The 20,985-nt window shown below is 59.8% G+C and carries 20 protein-coding genes and 2 tRNA genes; 8 read left to right on the top strand and 14 right to left on the bottom strand.

The window, feature by feature from the left end; translation table 11 throughout:
- The first annotated feature begins 26 nt into the window (after positions 1–26).
- Entirely contained in the window at positions 27–1,133 is a 1,107-nt protein-coding gene (locus tag ACQUQP_RS14180) for a DUF294 nucleotidyltransferase-like domain-containing protein (protein WP_432695684.1), read from the top strand.
- Here ACQUQP_RS14180 and ACQUQP_RS14175 read toward each other — a convergent pair.
- From ACQUQP_RS14175 to ACQUQP_RS14160, 4 genes are read right to left on the bottom strand one after another with little or no spacing between them, the layout of a single operon-like run.
- Positions 1,110–3,872: an ATP-binding protein gene (locus ACQUQP_RS14175; protein WP_432695683.1), complete on the bottom strand. Its 2,763-nt coding sequence runs from the start codon at positions 3,870–3,872 to the stop codon at positions 1,110–1,112. The two genes, ACQUQP_RS14180 and ACQUQP_RS14175, sit on opposite strands and share 24 nt — an antisense overlap.
- Positions 3,862–4,056: a hypothetical protein gene (locus ACQUQP_RS14170; protein ID WP_432695682.1), complete on the bottom strand. Its 195-nt coding sequence runs from the start codon at positions 4,054–4,056 to the stop codon at positions 3,862–3,864. Before ACQUQP_RS14170 ends, ACQUQP_RS14175 begins: the two co-directional genes overlap by 11 nt.
- Positions 4,053–6,101 carry an exonuclease domain-containing protein gene (locus ACQUQP_RS14165; protein ID WP_432695681.1) on the bottom strand — a complete coding sequence of 683 codons (2,049 nt, stop codon included), beginning with the start codon at positions 6,099–6,101 and terminating at the stop codon, positions 4,053–4,055. Before ACQUQP_RS14165 ends, ACQUQP_RS14170 begins: the two co-directional genes overlap by 4 nt.
- Before the next feature lie 2 nt (positions 6,102–6,103).
- A complete protein-coding gene (locus ACQUQP_RS14160; protein ID WP_432695680.1) occupies positions 6,104–6,487 on the bottom strand; it encodes a response regulator transcription factor in 384 nt (127 codons plus the stop codon).
- A 205-nt stretch (positions 6,488–6,692) separates the two neighbouring features.
- On the opposite strand from ACQUQP_RS14160, the gene ACQUQP_RS14155 reads away from it, so the two are divergent.
- The 3 genes from ACQUQP_RS14155 (at position 6,693) to ACQUQP_RS14145 (ending at position 9,127) form a co-directional block, all read left to right on the top strand.
- The gene (locus tag ACQUQP_RS14155) at positions 6,693–7,403 is read left to right on the top strand and encodes an MlaA family lipoprotein (RefSeq protein ID WP_432695679.1); all 711 of its coding nucleotides are present in this window, start codon (positions 6,693–6,695) and stop codon (positions 7,401–7,403) included.
- A 72-nt stretch (positions 7,404–7,475) separates the two neighbouring features.
- Positions 7,476–8,639 carry a PP2C family protein-serine/threonine phosphatase gene (locus tag ACQUQP_RS14150; protein ID WP_432695678.1) on the top strand — a complete coding sequence of 388 codons (1,164 nt, stop codon included), beginning with the start codon at positions 7,476–7,478 and terminating at the stop codon, positions 8,637–8,639.
- 2 nt (positions 8,640–8,641) lie between these two features.
- Positions 8,642–9,127 (top strand): STAS domain-containing protein, encoded by a 486-nt coding sequence (locus tag ACQUQP_RS14145; RefSeq protein WP_432695677.1) that lies wholly within the window; start codon positions 8,642–8,644, stop codon positions 9,125–9,127.
- Between the two features lie 179 nt (positions 9,128–9,306).
- Here ACQUQP_RS14145 and ACQUQP_RS14140 read toward each other — a convergent pair whose 3' ends face one another.
- The 10 genes from ACQUQP_RS14140 to ACQUQP_RS14095 all read right to left on the bottom strand — a co-directional run bounded on the left by ACQUQP_RS14140 (position 9,307) and on the right by ACQUQP_RS14095 (position 18,247).
- A complete protein-coding gene (locus tag ACQUQP_RS14140) occupies positions 9,307–10,170 on the bottom strand; it encodes an aminotransferase class IV (RefSeq protein ID WP_432695676.1) in 864 nt (287 codons plus the stop codon).
- A gap of 185 nt (positions 10,171–10,355) precedes the next feature.
- Positions 10,356–11,243, bottom strand: coding sequence for a LysR family transcriptional regulator (locus tag ACQUQP_RS14135; protein ID WP_432695675.1), 888 nt, complete (start codon positions 11,241–11,243; stop codon positions 10,356–10,358).
- A 24-nt stretch (positions 11,244–11,267) separates the two neighbouring features.
- Entirely contained in the window at positions 11,268–12,104 is an 837-nt protein-coding gene (locus tag ACQUQP_RS14130) for a DUF4392 domain-containing protein (RefSeq protein ID WP_432695674.1), read from the bottom strand.
- A gap of 17 nt (positions 12,105–12,121) precedes the next feature.
- Entirely contained in the window at positions 12,122–13,078 is a 957-nt protein-coding gene (locus ACQUQP_RS14125; RefSeq protein ID WP_432695673.1) for a biotin-dependent carboxyltransferase family protein, read from the bottom strand.
- Positions 13,075–13,752, bottom strand: coding sequence for a 5-oxoprolinase subunit PxpB (gene pxpB, locus ACQUQP_RS14120; RefSeq protein WP_432695672.1), 678 nt, complete (start codon positions 13,750–13,752; stop codon positions 13,075–13,077). Before pxpB ends, ACQUQP_RS14125 begins: the two co-directional genes overlap by 4 nt.
- Positions 13,749–14,483 carry a 5-oxoprolinase subunit PxpA gene (locus ACQUQP_RS14115; RefSeq protein ID WP_432695671.1) on the bottom strand — a complete coding sequence of 245 codons (735 nt, stop codon included), beginning with the start codon at positions 14,481–14,483 and terminating at the stop codon, positions 13,749–13,751. The genes pxpB and ACQUQP_RS14115 overlap by 4 nt, the downstream gene beginning before the upstream one ends.
- A 24-nt stretch (positions 14,484–14,507) precedes the next feature.
- Positions 14,508–15,296, bottom strand: a complete 789-nt coding sequence (locus ACQUQP_RS14110; RefSeq protein ID WP_432695670.1) for a putative hydro-lyase — start codon at positions 15,294–15,296, stop codon at positions 14,508–14,510.
- A gap of 183 nt (positions 15,297–15,479) precedes the next feature.
- Positions 15,480–16,427 carry a transaldolase gene (gene tal / locus ACQUQP_RS14105; protein ID WP_432695669.1) on the bottom strand — a complete coding sequence of 316 codons (948 nt, stop codon included), beginning with the start codon at positions 16,425–16,427 and terminating at the stop codon, positions 15,480–15,482.
- Positions 16,405–17,487 carry a tRNA dihydrouridine(20/20a) synthase DusA gene (gene dusA / locus ACQUQP_RS14100; RefSeq protein WP_432695668.1) on the bottom strand — a complete coding sequence of 361 codons (1,083 nt, stop codon included), beginning with the start codon at positions 17,485–17,487 and terminating at the stop codon, positions 16,405–16,407. The genes tal and dusA overlap by 23 nt, the downstream gene beginning before the upstream one ends.
- A gap of 64 nt (positions 17,488–17,551) precedes the next feature.
- A complete protein-coding gene (locus ACQUQP_RS14095) occupies positions 17,552–18,247 on the bottom strand; it encodes a class I SAM-dependent methyltransferase (protein ID WP_432695667.1) in 696 nt (231 codons plus the stop codon).
- 158 nt (positions 18,248–18,405) lie between these two features.
- On the opposite strand from ACQUQP_RS14095, the gene ACQUQP_RS14090 reads away from it, so the two are divergent.
- The 4 genes from ACQUQP_RS14090 (at position 18,406) to ACQUQP_RS14075 (ending at position 20,956) form a co-directional block, all read left to right on the top strand.
- Complete coding sequence (locus ACQUQP_RS14090) at positions 18,406–18,777, top strand: diacylglycerol kinase (RefSeq protein ID WP_432695666.1); 372 nt, start codon at positions 18,406–18,408, stop codon at positions 18,775–18,777.
- Positions 18,778–19,132: 355 nt separating this feature from the next.
- Positions 19,133–20,620: a glutamate--tRNA ligase gene (gene gltX, locus ACQUQP_RS14085; protein WP_432695665.1), complete on the top strand. Its 1,488-nt coding sequence runs from the start codon at positions 19,133–19,135 to the stop codon at positions 20,618–20,620.
- A 163-nt stretch (positions 20,621–20,783) separates the two neighbouring features.
- A tRNA-Ala gene (locus ACQUQP_RS14080) sits at positions 20,784–20,859 on the top strand.
- Positions 20,860–20,880: 21 nt separating this feature from the next.
- Positions 20,881–20,956: transfer RNA gene (locus ACQUQP_RS14075), tRNA-Glu, on the top strand.
- Positions 20,957–20,985: the final 29 nt, after the last annotated feature.

Below are 20,985 nucleotides of genomic sequence, written 5' to 3'. Positions count from 1 at the left end.
CCTGAAATTAAAAAAGGAGAAGAGGGGTGCCTTCCATCTGGCGCAATCTTTTCGCCGATAGTACTGACCTCGATAGCCGACTCAGCGAACTGCTTCAGCCGCTGCGCAGGCTTCTGTCGTCTCTGGCCACGGCCGAAACTCTCGCTGGGCAAAAGCGGCTGCAAGCGGAGCTGGCAACGGCGCTGCTCGATTACCAGCTTCCCGGCTGGTTGGTCTGCGAGCTGATCAGCGAGCACAATGATCATCTCTATCGTCTGGCGATCGAGCAGACCCTGGACGAGATGCTTGCCGAAGGTTGGGGCGAGCCGCCGCTGGCTTTCTGCGTGCTGGTGATGGGTTCGGGTGGACGCCACGAAAGCCTGCTGCACCCGGACCAGGATAACGCCCTGATCATCGACAGCTATCCGCCCCAGCGGCATAACGAAATCGACCCCTGGTTTCTGACCCTGGCGGAAGGATTCACCCGGCGTCTGGACAGTGCCGGTATCCCGCTCTGCAAGGGTGAGGTGATGGCGTCCAGGCCTCTGTGGCGCAAGCCGATCAACGACTGGCGGGCGCAGATGTCACTCTGGATGGCGTCCCGTAAAGTGAAGCTGGTACAGCAGTGCAATATCCTGTTCGATTTCTCGCCGGTCTATGGCGACCCGGCCCTGGCGCAACAGCTGCGCGATGCGGTCATGGAGCAGGTTCCCACCGCCGGGCTTTTTCTCCACGAGATGGCGGAACTGTTCGATGAAGCACCGGTGGCGCTGGATCGCTTCGAGCGCCTGCAGGGAGATGGCCGCGAGGCGCCTCATTCCGATGCGATCAACCTGAAGCGCCAGGGATTGCTGCCGTTGACCGCATCATTGCGGCGTCTGGCACTGCAGCACGACTGTCGGGAGGTTGGCAGTCGCAGCCGGCTTGATGCCCTGGCCGCGGCCGGGGCGCTGAAACCGGGGGAGGCGCGCGCGCTGAAAGCTGTGTTCGGGCGGCTGCTGGAACGACTGCTGCTGACCCAGCTGGAGACGCTGGATCAGGGCCGTAAGCCGGATAACTGGATCGACCTGCGCTGCCTGAGTCATGCCGAACAGGAACAGCTGAAACTGGATCTGAAACGGGTGCGCCAGTTACAGCGCATCGCTGCTGCCTGAGACCTTTTGCCGGTTGGGCAGCTCAATCACCATGCGAGTGCCGCCCAGGACGGGGCTCTCCTCGGCCCTTAGCCGGCCGCCGAGCTGCTCGATAATACCGCGGCTGATCGGCAGTCCCAGTCCGGTTCCCTGGGGGCGCGGTTGTGCGCCGTTTTTCTCCCGCTGCTGCGCCTGTTCTATCTGGTGGAACTTCTCGAACACCTTGTCGCGCTCCTCTGGCGGAATGCCGGGGCCGTTATCCTCGATACGAATCACCACGCAATCCGCACCGCACTCAAGGCTGAGCCGCACCTCCGGGTGTTCATCAGCGGCAAATTTGTTGGCGTTGCCGAGCAGGTTGATCAGCACCTGCTGCAGACGGTCAGGGTCGGCCAGGGCCTGGCAGGGAGCGTCGGGCAGCTGAAGTGCGAGTGTGACTCCGCGCTCTTCGTTGAGCCGGGTAACCGCATCAACCGAGCGCTCTATCAGCTGCTTGAGATCGCAGGGCTCGGGCTTCAGCTGCAGGCGGCCCGATTCAAGCCGGGCGATATCCAGCATCTCCTCGATCAGCCGCGACAGACGTTCGCTCTCCAGCACGATCACCTCCAGGAAATGGCGCCGCTTGTCATCCGGCATTGCTGCCGTGTCGTGCAGGATTTCGGCGAAGGCGCGGATCGAGGTGAGTGGTGTGCGAAGCTCGTGGCTGACCATGGCGACAAACTCATCCTTGAGCCGGTCCAGCTCGCGCAGGCGCTCGTTGGCGTGGCGCAACTCCTCACCGATCCGGGCCAGTTCAGTGGACTTCTGTTCCAGCCGGCGGTTGTACTCCAGTGCCTGGGAGGTGGTGTCGAGGATACTCAGGATCGAGGTCATATCCAGGGCTTCGCCCCGGACCACCGAGTTGATCAGAATCCGGGCGGTGGCGCTGCCGAGCGCGCCGGTCAGGCCCTGTTCGGCGGCGGCGATCATGGCCGGTGAGGCGGGGGTTTCGTCCTCGGGGGCGGGACGTTCAATACCGGTTAACCGGGTAGTGGCGGCTTCGCCGAGATAACGGTTCAGCAGCGCAAACAGTTCGTAGCGGCTGGCATGACCCTGCCAGATGGCGACCTGTTGCATCTCCGGGCGCAGCGCGTTGGTAAACAGTGCCGCCTGGGTCTGTTCCAGGTGGCTCTGGCGGGTAAACAGCGAGATGCCCACCAGCAGACCGACGTTAAACAGCATGCTCCAGAACAGCGAGTGGGTATAGATATCCCAGCCCTCAAGCCCGAACAGGGCGTAGGGGCGAAGCCATTCGATACCCAGAGGTCCGCTCTCGATAAACCCGGTGTCGATCCAGCCGGACAGGGCAAAACCGGGGATCAGCAGGGTCCAGGCCCAGATCAGAATACCGGCGCTCATCCCCCAGGCGACGCCACGTCGTGCCGCGCCGCGCCAGTACAGGCCCAGCAGCAGTGCCGGCGCGAACTGAGAGGCGGCGGCAAAGGAGACCAGGCCGATGGTGACCAGGCTGTAAGCCTCTCCGATCAGGGCGTGGTAGAGGTAACCAAGAATCAGGATCAGGATGATGGCGATGCGGCGGATACCCAGCAGCCAGCCCGACAGGTCCTGGCGCCGGGCCAGATTAAGACGTCGCCAGCGCAGCAGAACCGGCATCACCAGCTGGTTGGACACCATGGTGGAGAGGGCGATGGTTTCGACGATCATCATGCTGGTGGCGGCGGAGAGTCCGCCGATAAATACCAGCAGCGGCAGCAGCGTAAGACCCTGGGCCAGAGGCAGGGTGAGAACGAAGTTGTCCGGCTCGCCGGTGGCGCTGCCCGCCATCAGCCCGGCCAGCGCTATGGGGATGACGAACAGGTTGATCAGCAGCAGGTAGAGCGGAAACAGCCAGCTGGCACGACGTAGATGTTGCTCGTTGACGTTTTCCACCACCAGCACCTGGAACTGGCGCGGCAGGGAGATAAACGCCAGAAACGACAGTGTCAGGGTGCCAAACCAGCCCAGGGTGCCGCCGGGAACGGCATCCAGGCCAAAGGCTTGAAGCAGTTCAGGCGCGCTGGCCCGGGCCTGCTGAAACAGGTCCGAGGGGCCGGAAAACAGCCAGAAAGTGGTAAACAGGCCCACGGCGCTGAAGGCAAACAGCTTAACCAGGGACTCGAAGGCGATGGCGGCCACCATCCCCTCGTGGCGTTCGCTGGCGTCCAGGTGGCGGGTGCCGAACAGGATGATGAACACGGCCAGTACCAGCGCCACCCAGAACGCCTTGTCATTAAGAAAGTCGCCCAGCGAGATCGTCGCCGGCGTCAGATCCGGGTAGGCGGTAAGCAGGCCGTAGCTGACCGTGATCGCTTTCAGCTGCAGGGCGATGTAGGGCATGATCGCAATAACCGCGATCAATGCGACCAGTGCGCCGAGCGAGCCACTGCGGCCATAGCGGGCACTGATGAAATCGGCGATGGAGGTGATGCGTTGCGCCCGGGCAATGCGGATCATCTTGCGGATGAACAGCCAGCCACCCAGCATTGCCAGGGTTGGCCCCAGGTAGATCAGCAGAAAGCTCGGGCCGGTGGTGGCGGCGCGGCCGACGCTGCCATAAAAGGTCCAGGCGGTGCAGTAGACCGCGATAGAGAGGGCGTAGATGGTGGGCGAATTGACGATGGAACGCTTCTGCGCGGCGCGCCGGTCGCCCCAGGCGGCGATGACAAACAGCAGCGCCAGGTAGCTGAACGCCACGATCAATACAGCCAGGTTACTTCTCATCCCTGCCTTCCAGCACCAGTGCCGCCAGCACTATGACCAGGCCCCAGAGTGGGTAGATCACCAGCGACAGCGCTGAAAAGCCCCAGGGTCCTTCGCGGTCGTATAGCAGCAGCAAGGGCGGGGAGAACAGCAGCAGGGCCAGTATACCCAGTGCTGTCAGCAGGCTGGTGCGGGAGGGCTTCATGCCTCGCCTCCCTGTTCGATGCGCCGTTGCAGTGCGAGCGCATCGCCGAGGGTCTCAACACCCCGGGCGGCGAGCCTTGGCAGCAGGGCCAGCAGCAGTTCGGCGGTGACCCGGGCGTCGCCCAGTGCCGTGTGCCGGGTGCCGGGAGGGAAATGCAGGTCGAATCGCTCGGACAGCGCATCCAGGCCGTGCCCCTCCAGTGTCGGGTCCAGTGCCCGTGACAGCAGCAGGGTGTCCAGTACCGGCCGGTCGAACTCTATGCCCGCTTCTGCGCCGGGCAGACGAACCGCCAGCAGGTCGAAGGCTGCGTTATGGGCCACCAGGACGCCCTGGCCCAGGTACTGGCGGAAGCGGGGCAGGATTACCGCTATCGGTGGCGAGTGCTCCACATCGCTGTCGATCAGCCCGTGGATGGCGGTACTTTCCGCCGGAATCGGGCGGCCCGGGTTTACCTTCTGGTCGAAATAGTCCTGCGCCAACAGCCGTCCATTGACGATGCGGCAGGCGGCAATGCTGATGATGCGGTCCCCGGCGCGCAGGTTCAGCCCCGTGGTTTCGGTATCGAATACCACCATCTCCAGCTGGTTCAACGGGATATTCGCCAGATCCTGGTCCGGGGCCGGCAGGTCGGCGATGGTGAAATCGTGGTACTCGGGCCGATCCGCGGTTGCAGCCTGTCGCGCCTGGCGCGGCTCCAGCCCGCGCAGGGAGGCCGGCAGCGGCAGACGCAGGCAGGATTCGCCCTCCATCTCGCGTGGGATATTCCAGAGATCGGTCTCATGCATCTCCAGTACATCACCAACACGGGGAGAAAGGGGTTCATCGAACAGCGTCAGGTCGCGCCATCCGGCCAGCTGGCTTTCGTTCACGGCCGGCCCCTGCCAGCTTAGGTCCAGGTAGACGCGGCGGTTGCCAAGCAGGGGTTCGGCGTAGAACTGGTGACTGCCCGTGGCGTCGGCGAGACGGGTCAGTAACAGGTGCAGCAGGGCCAGCAGCGTCGGCCCGTCGGCTCTGAGCCAGAGCGGAATGCCGGTGGGGGTCAGCTCGGCAGGCGTACCGCCGAGGCTGTCGGCGAGTGCGCCGAGCAGGTCATTGGACCAGATCTCATCGAGCCGGGCATGCTTCAGGGGTTCGGTTTCCAGCAGTCGGGAAAGCCCGTCGATGTTAGCCGCCAGGGTCTGGTTTTCCTCCTCGATCATTTTGCCGAAGCGGGCGCTGACCGGTGCGTTGCAGTCCGCCTGCATCAGTGCCTGGGCGGCACTGGAGAGGTTGCCGGCATGGGCTCTGAGCCGCGGCAGCTGGGCGGCCAGTTTGCGCCGCCAGCTCTGCTCGCTGGTGAGTAGCTCCGTGGTATCGCGCAGCAGTATCAGCGCTTCGCCATGTTTGCCGCCAAGGCGGCGAATCTCGCACCTCAGCCAGTGTGCCTGGTCCGGCAGCAGTAGTTGTCTGGGGCTGCCATCCTCCGGCAACTGGCGCAGCGCTTCGCCAAGACTGGCGTGGGGAATGACCTGGCCCAGACGGCGGCCAAGGCCCAGTGGCTGGCGGTCACGGAACATCCGTTCGGCACAGGGGTTGAACAGCAGGATGCGCTGATGGTCATCGCAGATCAAAAGCGGGATCTCCAGCACGTCCAGTACTGCTTCCAGCTCCTGGCGGATCTGATCGGCGTGCCGTGCGCCCTCTTCGCGGGCGTGGCGCATCAGTTCCCGGTCGTTGCGCCAGCCGAGTCTAAGGTGGTCGAAATCCGCCTGTGCGCTTGCGAGCCAGCCATCGAGAGGGAAGTCGCCGGCAGCATCGGGACTCGCGGTTAGGCGGGCGATCAGTACCTGGAACTGGCGCAGCGGTCGCAGCAGGCGGCTCTCCAGCAGCAGGCCGACGACCAGGGAGAGGGTGGCGGGCGTGGCGGCAAGCAGCCAGATGACCGCGCTGGTGGTGGTGTCGGGGATGAGCCGGGTGTGCAGCCAGATCGCGCCAAAAACGCCGGCAGCGGCCAGGGCGCCGGTGGCCAGCATCCAGTATCCGAGCAGGCGCTGACGTGGAGCCATGATCAGGCTCCGCTATCCGCTGCTGGATTCAGCAATGCCTCCACCCGTGCGACAAGCTCCCGGGTCGAGAAGGGCTTGGTAATGTAGCCGTTGGCGCCAAGTGCCATCCCTTTCTCTTTTTCGATCTCGCGTCCATGGGCGGTTAGCATGATCACCGGCAGAGTGCGGGTTGTCTCTTCCGAGCGGAGTATCTCCAGCAGGTCAAAGCCACTCATACCGGGCAGGCTGATATCGAGAAGAACCAGGTCGGGGAGCTGGTTGCGAATCATCTCCAGAGCGGATTCCGCATCGCCGGCTGTCACCACCTCATACCCCGACTGTTGCATCAGAAACTCCAGTGACAGCAGGATATTGGCTTCGTCATCGACAATCAGAACCCTTGGCATGGGGTGCCTCCAGAAATGCCCTGTCTGCGGTGTGTTGCTGAAACTCAGGTTCGTTTTTCAGTCTAGTGCCGGGCGTTGAAAAAGAAAGTTCTGCGCTCCGGCGGCAGGCGGAACATTTTCAGCTAAAAAGTTGCCTTTTACTTTTTATCGCACCTGCAACAAGGTTAAAATGCCGCGAATACGTTCTAGATCTTAAGGAATTGCAATGCTGTTCAAAAAGCTGCGTCAGGGAGTGGTGTATACCGCGATGACAATGGCTGCCTCCGCACCTCTGGGTAGTGCGGTCGCCAGTGAGGCAGATCCGTGGGAGGGCTACAACCGGGCCATGTTCTCGTTCAACGAGCAGGTCGACAAGTACGCCCTCAAGCCGGTCGCTCAGGGATATCGGTATATCATGCCGGATATCGCCGAGACCGGCGTCAGTAACTTTTTCGGCAATCTGGGCGACGTACGTTCAGCGGTCAACAGCGCGCTGCAGGGAAAAGGCGACGATGCGTTGACCAGCGTGGCCCGTATTGTTTTTAACTCCACCTTCGGTATTGCCGGTTTCATCGATGTAGCAACGCCGATGGGGCTGGAAAAACAGCGCGAAGGTTTTGGCCAGACGCTGGGCGTTTGGGGTGTGGGTCCCGGTCCTTACGTGGTTCTGCCGCTGCTGGGCCCGAGTACCGTACGTGATACTGTAGGTCTGGTGCCTGACTGGAACCTTTCACCGTCCACCTACGTAGATCATGTACCGACCCGGAACACGCTGTACGGCCTCGCCCTGATCGATGCCCGTGCACAGCTGCTTGAGGCGGAGAAGATTATCAGCGGCGATAAATATATCTTCGTCCGTGATGCCTACCTGCAACGCCGCGAGTATCTCATCTATGATGGTGAGATTCCGGTAAAGTACGACGATAGCGATTTCTGATATTCGGGTGCGACTTGAGGTGATACCGGTCGTTTGCCGTCCCGTATGTCAGCAAAACCGAGCGACTGATTAATGTCTCAACGAGAGCAGGCGATCCTTGTAGTATCTGCGTCAACAGACGTGATCGATCTTATCTTCGATCTGTGCGAGCAGTGCCAGGAGGCTTCGCTGCGTCTGCTTGTTGTCCGTAATACCGATGAGGTCGAAAGCGTTCTCGAGCACCATGAGATCTCACTTGCGATCGTTGATTGCAGCACGTTCACCGATGTGGAATACCTGAACCAGCTCGCGGCGCACTTGAGCCCCATGTCGACCATGGCGCTGCTTGAGGAGGGTACTGCTGAAGGCATGGTTGCGGTGCTTCGCAACGGCGCGGATGACGTTTTTTCGCTGGCCGAGCTGCACCTGCATCCTCAGCTCTTTATCGGCTCCCTGCAGCGGCAGCTGCAGCGGGTGAGGATGATCGAAGAGGTGCGCTTTCTGCGCGAGAGTCTTGAGCGCAGCCTCGATGAGCTTAAAGCGGATCAGCATGCCGCCCAGCAGCTGCAGGAAAAGCTCCTGCCGCCGCCGGTGCGCGAGCTGAACCATATTGATTTCGAATATGTACTTCAGCCCAGTCTGCTGCTCAGCGGCGACTTTGTTGATTCCATCGCGATCAACGAATACCAGACCATTTTCTACCTGGCTGATGTGTCGGGTCATGGTGCCTCGTCGGCGCTGGTTACGGTGTTGCTGAAAAACATGACATATCGCCTGGTACGCAACTATAACCGCAACTCAAGCTTTGATATTCAATCGCCGCTGGCCACCTTGCACCGGGTCAACAGAGAGCTGCTGCTGACCGGGCTGGGCAAGCATCTGACCATGTTTATCGGTCTTATTGATGAAAGGGACTCATCGCTGACCTATGCTGTAGGCGGGCATCACCCGATGCCGGTTCTTGCGCAGGGCGGGGAGGTCGCGTTTCTCGAAGGGCGAGGGATGCCTATAGGTTTGTTCGAAAAACCGGTATTCGATGAAAGGCGTATTGCACTGGATCCCACCTATTCGATTACTCTGTTCTCCGATGGCATACTGGAAGTTGCCGAGGGCGACTCATTGGATGAGAAAGAGCAAGTGCTGCTTGCTGCCTGTGGAGGGAAGAATCTTTCACCACAGTCGATATGCGACTTTATCATTCCGGCCGGACGGGTGAATCCGGACGATGTAGCCATAATGACGGTATCCCGAGTGTGAGTATGAGCGACGGCTCGATCTATTATGCCTGCCGCAATGGACATTATGTTTTGAAATTCGTGGGTGAGGTGCGACTGACACTTTGCTCGACGATCGATCTGCATCTTGAAACTATGCTGGCGCGGCGCGAAATCAAAGACACCCTTATCGATCTGACTGAGACAACGACGATCGACAGTACTTCTTTGGGGTTGATAGCAAAGCTGGCGATCAAGGCGGCGGAGAAGGGGCTGCCCAGACCCACGCTGATTTCCACCAATGACGACATCACGCGGATTCTCTACTCCATGGGGTTCGATCAGGTGTTCCTGCTGCTCGACAGTGTGCCGGCGAGCGGTGTGGATCTGGAGCAGGTTCCCTTTGTTATGGAGTCGGAAGAGCAGGTAAGAGAGCGGATTATCGATGCCCATCGCGTGCTGATCGATCTCAATGATGCCAACCGGGCGGCGTTCAAGGATCTGGTGGCAACGCTGGAAGGCTGCAGTTGAGAAGAGTCGCTGTGCTGCTGGCTGCACCGGCCGGCAGACGCCTCTGGCTGCTGAAGGTAGCCTGCTGAAGGTACAAAACGAAGACACTAAAAAGGGGCCATCAGGCCCCTTCGTCGTATCTGCGACCCTGAGATCGGGTCAGGTGTCCGGGTGAGCCGCTTCAGCTCACCCGGACAGGATCAGAAGTCGAACTTGCGCTCGGTGTAGATGCGGAAGGCGTTTTCCCACACCTGGCCCACTTCGCCGTTACCGACCGGGTTGCCGTCCAGCTCGATGACCGGCGCGATCTCCTTGGAGGAGCTGGTGATCCAGATCTCGTCCGCGTTGCGAACTTCGTCCATGGTCACGGTGCGCTCTTCAACCGGGATGGAGCCGTCCGCTTTCAGGCTGTCGATAATGATGCGACGGGTAATGCCCGGCAGGTTCTGATGATCCTGAATCGGGGTGATGACCTTGCCATCTTTAACGATGAAAGCGTTGCTGGAGCTGGCTTCGGTCAGTTCGTTGTTCTCGTTGTAGAGCAGGATTTCACCGTGACCGGAAGCATGACCCTGCTGGTAGTGCATGACGTTACCGAGCAGTGCGGTGGACTTGATGTTGCAGCGCTTCCAGCGCAGATCCTGGGTGCTGGATACGGCATAGCCGTGGGCCTTGGTGCGATCGACCGGCTCCGGATCCTTGATCGGGAAAGCGAAGGCGAAAATGGTCGGCTCTACGTTTTCCGGGTAGGCGTGGTAGCGCTTGGTATCTGCACCGCGGGAAACGTGGATGTAGACGCCGAGGTTTGCACCCTGGTCGGCGTTTTTGGCGATCAGATCGTCGAGCAGTACACGCCAGTCTTCGATGCTCTTGTCGCACTTGATCTCGATAGCAGCCAGGCCATCAGCCATGCGCTGCATGTGCGGAGCCAGACCAACCGGCTTGCCGCCGTAGTAGGGGATGACTTCATAGATGCCGTCACCAAACAGGAAGCCGCGATCCAGCGGAGAAATCCGCGCTTCTTCCAGGGGCAGGAAGCTGCCGTTCAGGTAAGCGATGCTCATGGTTGAAAACCTCTTGTTGCCAGGCGCTGGAGGCCAGCGAATCCCTGTATGCTAGTGTTCAGAATGAAGTGATTTTTATGAAAGCGAAAAATCAATGCAATACTGTTTTAAATAAAAAGAAAATTTTGCACGAAATAGAAGTAATCTATCAAAAGCTCTTATTATTTTAAGAAAAACAGAAAATACTACTGCTGATTTCTGATCATTTTTCGGGCGGTATCGGTGAGGAGCCGTGGCAGTATTCTGTCGTCATCGAGTCGCCAGGCGCAACAAAAGTTAAGTGGCGGCGCCTTTGGAAGGCTTTCCAAGGCGACCAGATCGGCGTTTGCGATGGCGGAATGAACCAGGGGTTCCGGCATAAATGCCACACCCACACCCTGCTCCACTAACGATAGCAGGCTGGGGACGGAGCTGCAGGAATGGATCACCGGTGCCTGCTCGCCCAGGGGGCGAAACAGTTCGTTCAGATACTGCCAGGGGCGGCTGCGGCGGGTGAACGAGAGGATCTGGTAGTTGGACAGGTCCTGCAGGGTTTTGACCTGTTCCACTCCCTGAATCAAAGGGCTGGCGACCCAGCACTGCGGATAGCTGCACAGGGGTTCACTGACAAAACTTGGCAGAGGGTGTTCATCGGCTACCATCAGCGCCAGGTCCAGCTCGGAGGATTTCAGCTGTTCGATCAGTGAAGAGGTGGTGTCGACGATCAGTTCAAACGCGATCAGCGGATGTTCGTCATGCCAGGTGGCGAGCAGTTTGGCAAGCCAGAGGTGGGCCAGGGTGTCGGCGATACCAACGCGGATGGTACCGCGCTCGGGAGTGTCATCGTCAAGCTGGGCACGCATTTCACGGCTTATAGCCAGCAACTTTTCAGCGTAGGGTAGCAGCTGGGTGCCGCGACTGGTCAGGTGCGTGCCGCGTTTGTCGCGCACGAAGAGCTTAACGTTAAGCTCCTCTTCCAGTGCCGCGATGCGGGCGGAGATGGCGGGCTGGGAAGCGTGCAGCTGCGCGGCCGCGGCGTGAAAGCTACCCAGGCGCGCAACTGTCAGAAATGTATTCAGATTGGCTAACCGCAACCCCTGTCTCTCCCTTGTTCTGAATCAGGCGAAGCCGGTCAGCTGGCGCAGTTCGGCGATGAGGGCTTCCCCCTCACTGGCGTGGAGGCCATCTTCGGTCAGCTCGTTCAGTCGGGTCACGCCGTCGACGCTGCCGCGCTCGGACAGGTACTGCAGGATTGACTGAGGATCCAGTCGACCCAGCAGGTCTTCGCCTTTCCAGTAGCCCAGCAGTGCGATAATGCCGTAAGCACCCCAGTTGGAGACGTCGGCGATCAGCAGCTCATCGACGCGGGTGGCTGCGGGCACGATATTGAGCTTGCTGATGGCGTCGTAGATGTTGCCCATGCCGATCTCGTTACCGCCGTCGCCGATACCGATGGTGGGGCAGTTGGCGGCTTTGACAAAGGTGTCAAAGCAGGCGGTACGCGGGCTGATGCTCTCGCCGCGCATGTTGTAGTAGCCGCCATCCTTTGCCTGTCCCGGGCGTTCGATGGAGAGCACCACGTCCGGGTCGAAGCGGGCCAGGGCTTCAAGCGCTTCCAGTTCACGCTCGTCATGCTCGCCCACCTGGATCTCATGTACCTTGTAGTCCGGTGCCAGCATCTTCGAGATCGGTTTACCGCAGACGATGACCGGATCCGCGCCCAGGTATTTGAGGGTCTGGTAGAGAGCGATGGCGCCAACGGGGCCGTCGGTCTCAAAGGTGTCGACCACCGGGAAGCCGGTGCCGATCAGGATGGTGCCCTTGCAGTCACGCAGGTAGTTCGCGGCGCGTTCGTAGTAGCCTTCCTGCAGCGCCGGCTGTACATCTTTCATGCCGCGCAGGTTCTGGCGTACCAGCAGGTCTTCGATCTGTTTGCTTAATTGAGTGTCTGTCATGGCCATACTGTCCTGTATCAGGCTGTCACCTTGATCGGTTCGATATTGTCGTTATAGCGCTTCTGTAATAGCAGCTGGTTGTGCGCCTCGGCCTGGGTAAAAGGCTCGAAGGTCACTTCGGTGCCAGGAAGCATCTGTGCCAGACGGGCGGTGTCCGGCGAAAACAGGCTGCCGATCTTCGGGTAACCGCCAATGGTCTGGCGGTCGTTCAGCAGCACGATCGGCTGGCCGTCGGCCGGCACCTGGATTGCGCCCAGGCAGATGCCTTCGGACAAAATCCCGTTGATTGACGGTGAGATCGCCGGGCCTTCCATGCGGTAGCCCATGCGGTCAGCGCGATCGCTGATCCTGTAAGTGCTGGTAAAGAAGATCTGTTTCTGTACCGCGCTGAAGGCGTCCTGCTGATAGCCGAGAATGACTCGCAGCGGTGCTTTGCTGGCGTAATCCGGGCGGTACTTTTGCGCCAGGGTAAAGCCGTCGGCATTGGCGGCGGCCTTGCAGGGCAGCAGGTCGCCGCTCTGCAGCTTCTGGCCGTTAAGACCACCCAGCTTTTCACGCTGCACGGTGGCGCTGCTGTCGAACATCGGTGCGATCTCAAAGCCGCCGCTGACGGCAAGATAGCCGCGTGCGCCGTTTTTGCTAAAACCGGCTTCGATGCGTTGGCCTGCCTTTACCGGGTGCGCGGTCCAGCGTTCCACCTCTTCGCCGCCGATCTTCAGTGGCATCTCGCCGCCGGTAAAGACAACCCAGGTGTCTACCTGAGCTTCGATCACCAGGCCGCCGATGCTGACCTCCAGTGCGGTGGCGTTTTCATCGTTCCCCAGCAGGCGGTTGGCCCAGCGAAACGCGAACGGATCGAGCGGTCCACCGGTGGTGAGGCCGATACGGTGATGTCCGAAGCGTCCCAGGTCGGTGATCAGGGTCATCAGGCCCGGTTGTAGTACCTTGAATCCAAGTACCTTGAATCCGCTCACAGTTCACCTCCCAGTTCCAGGTAGCGCTCCTTGTTGATCGGCTCGAAGCTGACCCGGTCGCCCACCTGTACGGGCATGCAGGGCTCGGCATCCGGGTTGAACATGCGGGTGGGGCAGCGCCCGATCAGGTTCCAGCCGCCCGGTGAGGCAGCCGGATAGATGGCGGTCTGGCGATCGGCAATGGCCACTGAGCCGCGGGGGACCGACTGGCGCGGCGTGGACAGGCGTGGTGCCGCGATACGCTCGTCCACCTGACCCAGGTAGGCAAAGCCGGGGGCGAAGCCGATGGCGTAGACACGGTATTCGGTGCTGGCGTGCAGGTCGATCACAGCGTCGACGCTCATGCCGGCGCGTTCGGCCAGTGCTTCCAGGTCCGGCCCGGACTCACTGGAGTACCAGACCGGTAGTTTGATCAGGCTGCCTTCGCTGACCTCTGCGTCGGCATTGTCGCTGCCCAGGTCGGACAGCAGGCGTTTGACCAGCAGGTGGTCGATCTGCAGCGGATCGTAGATCACCAGCAGAGAAGCGTAAGAGGGCACCAGGTCGATAATGGCGCTGCCAAGGCGGGCTTCCGTCTCGGCCACGGCGCGCTGCACTTGGGCGGAAACGCGAGGGTCGGTCTCCTCACCGAAATAGAGTATCAGGGCGTTTTCGCCTGCGACTTCGATCCTCATTTAGCCAGCATCTCCCGGATTTCGCGGATTGCCTCGACACCGTCATTGTTATCGCCGTGCACACAGATGGTATCGATATGCAGCTTCAGCTTGTGGCCGCTGACCGTGGTGATGGTCTGTTCCTCGGCAATCTGGCGAACCTGTTCGAGCATCTTTTCGCGGTTATGCACCGCGCCCGGCTTGGTGCGGGAGAGCAGTTTGCCGTCGTCGTCGTAGCAGCGGTCGGCAAAGGCTTCGAACAGCAGCTCGATGCCGTAGTGCTCCGCTTCCTGGCGGTGATTTTCTTCTTCCGGCGTGGCCTGAAGCATCAGTTTGACCGGGCGGTAGTAGTCCGCGATCGCTTTCATGATCGCCTGGCGCACCGACGGCTTGGCCATCATGTCGTTGTACAGGGCGCCGTGTGGTTTGACGTAGGCCAGTTCGATGCCGGCACTGGCGGCCATGCCGTCGAGGGCCGCGAGCTGGTAGTGAACCAGTGCATGAATCTCGTTGGCGCTGGCGTGTACCGAGCGGCGGCCGAAGCCCATCAGGTCCGGATAGGCCGGGTGTGCGCCCACCTGCACGTTGTTCTCTTTCGCCATGCGCAGGGTTTTCTGCATCACCAGAGGATCGCCGGCGTGAAAACCGCAGGCCACGTTGGCCTGGTCGATATGCGGCATGACGTGCTCGTCCATACCCATGGACCAGGCACCGAAGCTTTCGCCGAGGTCGCAGTTAAGCAGCATTGGCATAGGAGTCTCCTTTTCTGGACGGGCTTAAAGAATAGCCAGACGGCTGTTGGGCAGATCGGTTACCAGCATGTGGCCCGGGCTGTGGGTGATGCACAGCGGCGGGCGGGCGGATTCGATCGCCACCTGCGGTGTGACGCCGCAGGCCCAGAAGACCGGTACTTCACCGTCCTTTATGCTGACCGCATCGCCGAAGTCAGGTGTATTGATGTCCTTGATGCCGATGGCGTCAGGATCGCCGAAGTGCAGCGGTGCACCGTGCACGGACGGGAAGCGTGAGCAGATCTGGATGGCGCGGATCGCATCGGCCGGCTTCATCGGGCGCATGCTGACCACGGTGGTGCCACTGAAACGACCGGCGCTCTTGCACTCGATATTGGTGCGGTACATCGGAACGTTGACCTTCTCGCTGATATTGCGGATCTCCAGGCCATCGGCCAGCAGGGCTTCTTCAAACGAGAAGGAGCAGCCGAGCAGGAAGGCGACCATGTCGTCCTGCCAGTAATCGGTGATATCGGTGACTTCGCGCTGCAGGACGCCCTGCTCATAGATACGGTAGCGCGGTACGTCGGTGCGGATATCCACGTCTTCGCCCAGCTCCGGCAGCATAAAGTCGCCCGGTGATGCGGACATGCCGATCAGCGGACAGGGCTTGGGATTGAACTGGCAGAACTTGAGAAATTCGTCGGCATAATCTGCCGGAAGAATGGCCAGGTTACCCTGAACAAAACCGGCGCAGTAACCGGAGGTGTTGCTACTGAATTCGCCGCTGCGGATCTGCTGCCGGAGTTGGTACGGGGAGAGAATATCTGCCATTGATGCAAAGCCCTCTTTATCAAAAAGTTCAAACTTTAAGTATAGAACAGAGTTTATCGCTACAAATGGCTTTGTCTAATCGAATAGATTGGGGTATCTGATAAGTTTTGTTTATCAGTTGGTATAAGGGGGAAAGCAGGGGAGGGTAATCAGGCGACGCCCCCGGGGAGCGTCGCCGGTCGATCACTGGCTGAGCAGTTGCTCCAGCGTGACCTGGTCTTTGGCGAAGTTGCGGATCCCTTCGGCCAGTTTTTCAGTGGCCATGGCGTCGCCGTTCATCGCCCAGCGGAAGCCGGATTCGGCCAGTACGGACTTGGCATCGGCATCCTGGGAGGCTTGCGGTGAAAGGCGGCGTTCCAGCGGCTGGTCAACCTCCGACAGTTCTTTCAGCAGAGCCGGTGAAATGGTCAGCCGGTCGCAGCCGGCCAGGGCCTGAATCTCGCCGATATTACGGAAGCTGGCACCCATGACGACGGTGTTGTAGCCGTGGGTCTTGTAGTAGCGGTAGATACGGCTGACCGACTGGACACCCGGATCGTTGCTGCCCGCGAAGTCGGCATTCGGTTCGCGCGCTTTATGCCAGTCGAGGATACGGCCGACGAACGGCGAGATCAGGTAAACCCCGGCGTCTGCACAGGCCTGGGCCTGGCTGAAGCCGAACAGCAGGGTCAGGTTGCACTGGATACCCTCTTTTTCCAGCTGGCGCGCCGCTTCGATCCCTTCCCAGGTGGAAGCCATCTTGATCAGTACGCGGGAGCTGTCGATGCCCTGCTGCGCATACAGGTCGATCAGGCGCTTGGCCTTTTCCACGGTGGCCCGGGTGTCGAAGGAGAGACGTGCGTCTACCTCGGTGGAGATGCGGCCCGGAATGATGTCGAGGATCTCCCGGCCGATCAGTACCGCCAGGTAGTCGCTCATGTTGGCCAGAATCTCGGCATCGCTGCCGCCCAGCTGGCGGGCGTAGCTGCGTGCCTTGTCGAGCAGCGGTGCATATTTCTCATCCTGGCTGGCTTTTAGCAGCAGGGACGGGTTGGTTGTCGCGTCCACCGGCTTGAAGCTGCGGATGGCATCGATGTCGCCGGTATCGGCAACGACGGTGGTGATCTGCTTAAGCTGTTCTAGCTGATCCATGTGAGTGGTTGTCCTCGTTGGATAGGGTATTCGGGGTCACGAAGCTCAGCGCTTCGCGGAAAGTATCTGTCGCTGCGCCACGTTTGTGGCCGTTCTCGCTCAGGTAACGGCGGAACTGGCGGCCGCCACGCTGGCCGTGGAACAGTCCGAGCAGGTGTTTGACCACGGCATAGAGTGGGGCGCCTTCGGCCAGGCGGCGCTCAAGATAGGGGATAAATGCTTCGGCAATTTGAAGGCGGTCGGCCAGGGGGCGATTTTCACCGAAGATACGGTTGTCCGCCTCGCTGAGAATGGCATAGGGGTTCTGGTAAGCCTCGCGGCCGATCATTACGCCGTCGACATGCTGCAGATGCTGCTCAGCTTCTTCCAGGGATTTGATGCCGCCGTTGATCACCACTTCGAGCTCCGGGTAGAGCTGTTTGATGCGGTAAACATGATCGTAGATCAGTGGCGGAACCTCGCGGTTCTCCTTCGGGCTCAAGCCCGCCAGAATCGCCTTGCGTGCATGGATAGTGAAGCTGCGGCAGCCGCTCTCCTTCACCGTATCGACAAAGGCATGCAGGTGCTCGAAGCTGTCCATATCGTCGATGCCCAGGCGGTGCTTGACGGTGACCGGCAGGCGGGTTGCAGCCTGCATCTCGCTCAGGCATTCAGCCACCAGCTTGGGGTGCGCCATCAGGCAGGCGCCGATCATGTTGTTCTGTACCCGGTCAGACGGGCAGCCCACGTTGAGGTTGACCTCGTCGTAGCCGGCCTCTTCCGCCATACGGGCGCACTGCGCCAGTTCCTGCGGATTGCTGCCGCCGAGCTGAAGTGCCACCGGGTGTTCGCTCTGGTCGTATTTCAGGAACCGCTCGCGGTCGCCGTGGATCAGCGCGCCGGTGGTCACCATCTCGGTGTAAAGCAGGGTGTTCCGTGAGATTAATCGATGGAAAACGCGAGCATCTGAGGTGGTCCAATCCATCATCGGGGCAACGGACAGGCGTCGATCCACTTTATCTTCTGTTGCAGTGGCGAGGAGGCGCTGGTCGGGCGCCAATGAGACCGGTGTTTCTGGCATGGGCGAACTAACATTATTTATTGGGCGGATTAAGCCGCAGTGTACCACAGCGCGGCGTTGCGCCCTAAGGTCGCCGTGCTGCTATTCGGGTGGCTCGGCCGTCCCGCAGGTTTTGCTGCTCGATCAGGTCAAAACCGCACAGCTCTAACAGTTCGGCAATATCCTTTGCCGTGTAGCGGTTGTGTTCGAAGTAGTCCCGGAAACAGTCATTCATGCTTGGAGCGTCGAGTGGATCGCGGCTGAAATCGGTGTCGGGAAAGCGGTGATTGAGAAAGCTTTTCAGCGGCTGACGCACCGTGTCGGTGAGAATCAGCACACCGCCTGGTTTGATCCAGTGATACAGCGCTTGGAATAGCATCACCGGCTGAAACAGCTCATGGATCAGCATGTTGGCCAGGCAGGCGTCGATTGAGGCGGGCGGGAATACGGCTTTACCGGGGGCGTTAAGATCGGCGATGCGTATCTCCAGATTGTCAGGTTTGTCGTCGATGCGGGCAAGCATATAGGGCGCAATTTCTATGCCGGTGAGCCTGAAGCCGGGATGCTCCCGGGCCTGCTGCTTCAGAAACAGTGCCGGTCCGCAGCCCAGATCGACAATATGCAGGTTGTCTCCCCGGGGTGTGTGGGTTTCCCAGAAGGACTGGAAATCTGCATCATGGTTACGTTCATGGGTCGACAGGGTGCGCTCGGCGGCGCGCTCGCCGTTACCGCCATGGTGCTGATGTAAAAATTGACGTGTACGCTCAAGTTCGTCGCTCATGTGCGCCCCCGAAATACAGGTATCCCATTCATTTAAAGTTCTTTTAAGCAAATTTCAGTATAAGTGGTCAGAATTATTCGTCATCAGCGATTGGCCGGTTGTACCGGACAGGTGCAGCGCCGATGAAATCAACACTGTCTGGAAGTCGAGGTAATAGAGTGATCGTAACAAAGGCGACCGGGTTTGCCCGTTTCTATCATGCAACACGCTACTCAATGAAAGGCATACGCGCGGCCTATGCCAGCGAGCCGGCTTTCCGTTATGAAAGCTGGCTGGTCATGGCGATGACGCCGGCGTCGTTTTTTATAGCCGAGAGTGGTTTGCAGCTGGGGTTAATGATCGCGACCTTGCTGCTGGTGCTGGTGATGGAACTACTGAATACCGCGATCGAAGCGATCGTGGATCGGGCCGGTACCGAGTTTCATGCTTTGGCGGGGATGGCGAAGGACCTGGGATCGGCGGCGGTCTTCTTCTCTCTGTTTATCGTTGCCGTCGTCTGGAGCGGGATCATCTGGGATAACTTTTTCTGACAGCGGCGGCTTACAGGCAAAAAAAACGCCGCTATCCTATCGGATGCGGCGGATTCGCAGTGCCCCTCGTGTGCGAAAAATTGGTTGGTTGAGACATAGGCGTCTGGCTTACCAACCTGATTTCTATAAAGCACACACCGTGCCAACTTTATAAATCGCCTGTATTACGGGGGATTCGCCGCTGAAGTCGTTGTATCTAGATCGTTTTTCAGAGGAATAACAACCATAACAGTGCGCAGGCGCACCGATACGGTGCCTTGTCGCTGGGGCTGTCAGCTCGCTGCTCCGATAGCGAACAGTCTGCAGAGAAGGCTATAATCGCGCTTTTACCACGACCAAACCGAATCAGGACATTATGACCGTTCGCACCCGAATCGCTCCGTCGCCCACCGGCGACCCGCATGTTGGCACCGCCTATATCGCTCTGTTTAACCTGGCTTTTGCCCGTCAGCACGGTGGCCAGTTCATCCTGCGTATCGAGGATACCGATCAGACCCGCAGCACGCCGGAATCAGAAAAGGCGATTCTGGACTCCCTGCGCTGGTTGGGGCTGGAGTGGGATGAAGGTCCCGATGTGGGTGGCGATCATGGCCCCTATCGCCAGAGCGAGCGCAAAGGGATGTACAAGGACTTTGCCATGCGCCTGGTGGAAGAGGGTAAGGCGTTTCTATGCTTCCGTACCGCGCATGAGCTTAACGAACTGCGTGAAGCCAATAAGGCCGCCGGTCGTCAGCGCGCACTGAAGCAGGAAGATCTGGAGCTGCCGGCAGAAGAAGCCGAACGCCGTATGGCCGCTGGCGAGCCTTATGTTGTGCGCATGAAGGTGCCCACCGAAGGCGTCTGCGAAGTCGACGACATGCTGCGTGGCACCATGGAGCTGGACTGGGCCCAGGTCGATGCGCAGATCCTGCTGAAATCCGACGGTATGCCGACCTATCACCTGGCCAACGTGGTTGATGATCATCTGATGAAGATCAGCCACGTGATCCGTGGCGAGGAGTGGATCAACTCGGCACCCAAGCACAAGCTGCTGTATGAATACTTTGGCTGGGATATGCCCAAGCTCTGCCACATGCCGCTGCTGCGCAACCCCGATAAGACCAAACTGTCCAAGCGCAAGAACCCGACCAGTATCCTTTATTACCAGCGCATGGGTTACATGGCCGAGGCGCTGTTGAACTACCTGGGTCGCATGGGTTGGTCGATGCCGGACGAGCGTGAAAAGTTCAGCCGCGAAGAGATGTTCGCCGCCTTCGATATCCAGCGTGTCTCCCTGGGTGGCCCGGTCTTCGACCAGGAGAAGCTCAGCTGGCTCAACGGCCTGTGGATCCGTGAAGACCTGACGCCGGAGCAGTTTGCGGCACGGGTTCAGCAGTGGGCGCTCAACCCCGAATACCTGATGCAGATTATCCCGTTGATCCAGCCGCGCGTAGAGAAATTCTCCGATATCGCCCCGCTGGCCGGTTTCTTCCTGTCGGGCATGATGCCGGTGACCGAAGCGAGCTTCGAGCACAAGAAACTGAGCATCGACGATGTGCGCCGGATTCTGCAGTTCGCCTCCTGGTACCTTGACGAGCAGCGTCACTGGGATCGCGATCAGCTGTTCAACGGCCTGAAAGGGCTGGGTGAGGCGCTGGGCTTCAAGATCCGCGACTTCCTGTTCCCGCTGTTCGTGGCGATCTCCGGTACTGCGCAGACCGTCTCTGTGGTGGATGCCATGGAGATCCTGGGCCCGGATATGAGCCGTGCCCGTGTCCGCTTCGCACTGGATACCATCGGCGGGCCGTCGAAGAAGCAGACCAAGAGCTGGGAAAAAGAGTACCGCGCGATCGAACTCGGTTAATCGCGCCATCCAACAGTAAAAGGCCGCCGCGGCAGATTCCCGGCGGCCTTTTTTGTTTAAAAACTAACCTGTTGATCGTAAACGAAAAAAATCTTCAATTAGTGATTGTGAAACGCTTGACACTCCGGGGGCTGCTAAGTAGTATACGCCCGGTCGTTACGGAGGGGCCTTAGCTCAGCTGGGAGAGCGCAACACTGGCAGTGTTGAGGTCAGCGGTTCGATCCCGCTAGGCTCCACCAAATCCGTAATTGTCACTCAGCGTCCCATTCGTCTAGTGGCCTAGGACACCGCCCTTTCACGGCGGTAACAGGGGTTCGAACCCCCTATGGGACGCCATCTCTTTTCAGGTTTTCCGACCTGATTCG

The sequence above is a fragment of the Marinobacterium sp. YM272 genome, assembly GCF_050908845.1.
In the GTDB taxonomy this organism is placed as follows: Bacteria; Pseudomonadota; Gammaproteobacteria; order Pseudomonadales; family Balneatricaceae; genus Marinobacterium_D.
This window is presented reverse-complemented; position numbering and strand designations above follow the sequence as displayed.

What these genes read in the sequence shown, in the direction of transcription:
- ACQUQP_RS14175 (WP_432695683.1), bottom strand. Translation starts at nt 3,872, where the DNA reads ATGAGAAGTAACCTGGCTGTATTGATCGTGGCGTTCAGCTACCTGGCG.
- ACQUQP_RS14170 (WP_432695682.1), bottom strand. Translation starts at nt 4,056, where the DNA reads ATGAAGCCCTCCCGCACCAGCCTGCTGACAGCACTGGGTATACTGGCC.
- ACQUQP_RS14165 (WP_432695681.1), bottom strand. Translation starts at nt 6,101, where the DNA reads ATGGCTCCACGTCAGCGCCTGCTCGGATACTGGATGCTGGCCACCGGC.
- ACQUQP_RS14160 (WP_432695680.1), bottom strand. Translation starts at nt 6,487, where the DNA reads ATGCCAAGGGTTCTGATTGTCGATGACGAAGCCAATATCCTGCTGTCA.
- ACQUQP_RS14155 (WP_432695679.1), top strand. Translation starts at nt 6,693, where the DNA reads ATGCTGTTCAAAAAGCTGCGTCAGGGAGTGGTGTATACCGCGATGACA.
- ACQUQP_RS14150 (WP_432695678.1), top strand. Translation starts at nt 7,476, where the DNA reads ATGTCTCAACGAGAGCAGGCGATCCTTGTAGTATCTGCGTCAACAGAC.
- ACQUQP_RS14145 (WP_432695677.1), top strand. Translation starts at nt 8,642, where the DNA reads ATGAGCGACGGCTCGATCTATTATGCCTGCCGCAATGGACATTATGTT.
- ACQUQP_RS14140 (WP_432695676.1), bottom strand. Translation starts at nt 10,170, where the DNA reads ATGAGCATCGCTTACCTGAACGGCAGCTTCCTGCCCCTGGAAGAAGCG.
- ACQUQP_RS14130 (WP_432695674.1), bottom strand. Translation starts at nt 12,104, where the DNA reads ATGACAGACACTCAATTAAGCAAACAGATCGAAGACCTGCTGGTACGC.
- pxpB (WP_432695672.1), bottom strand. Translation starts at nt 13,752, where the DNA reads ATGAGGATCGAAGTCGCAGGCGAAAACGCCCTGATACTCTATTTCGGT.
- ACQUQP_RS14115 (WP_432695671.1), bottom strand. Translation starts at nt 14,483, where the DNA reads ATGCCAATGCTGCTTAACTGCGACCTCGGCGAAAGCTTCGGTGCCTGG.
- ACQUQP_RS14110 (WP_432695670.1), bottom strand. Translation starts at nt 15,296, where the DNA reads ATGGCAGATATTCTCTCCCCGTACCAACTCCGGCAGCAGATCCGCAGC.
- tal (WP_432695669.1), bottom strand. Translation starts at nt 16,427, where the DNA reads ATGGATCAGCTAGAACAGCTTAAGCAGATCACCACCGTCGTTGCCGAT.
- dusA (WP_432695668.1), bottom strand. Translation starts at nt 17,487, where the DNA reads ATGCCAGAAACACCGGTCTCATTGGCGCCCGACCAGCGCCTCCTCGCC.
- ACQUQP_RS14095 (WP_432695667.1), bottom strand. Translation starts at nt 18,247, where the DNA reads ATGAGCGACGAACTTGAGCGTACACGTCAATTTTTACATCAGCACCAT.
- gltX (WP_432695665.1), top strand. Translation starts at nt 19,133, where the DNA reads ATGACCGTTCGCACCCGAATCGCTCCGTCGCCCACCGGCGACCCGCAT.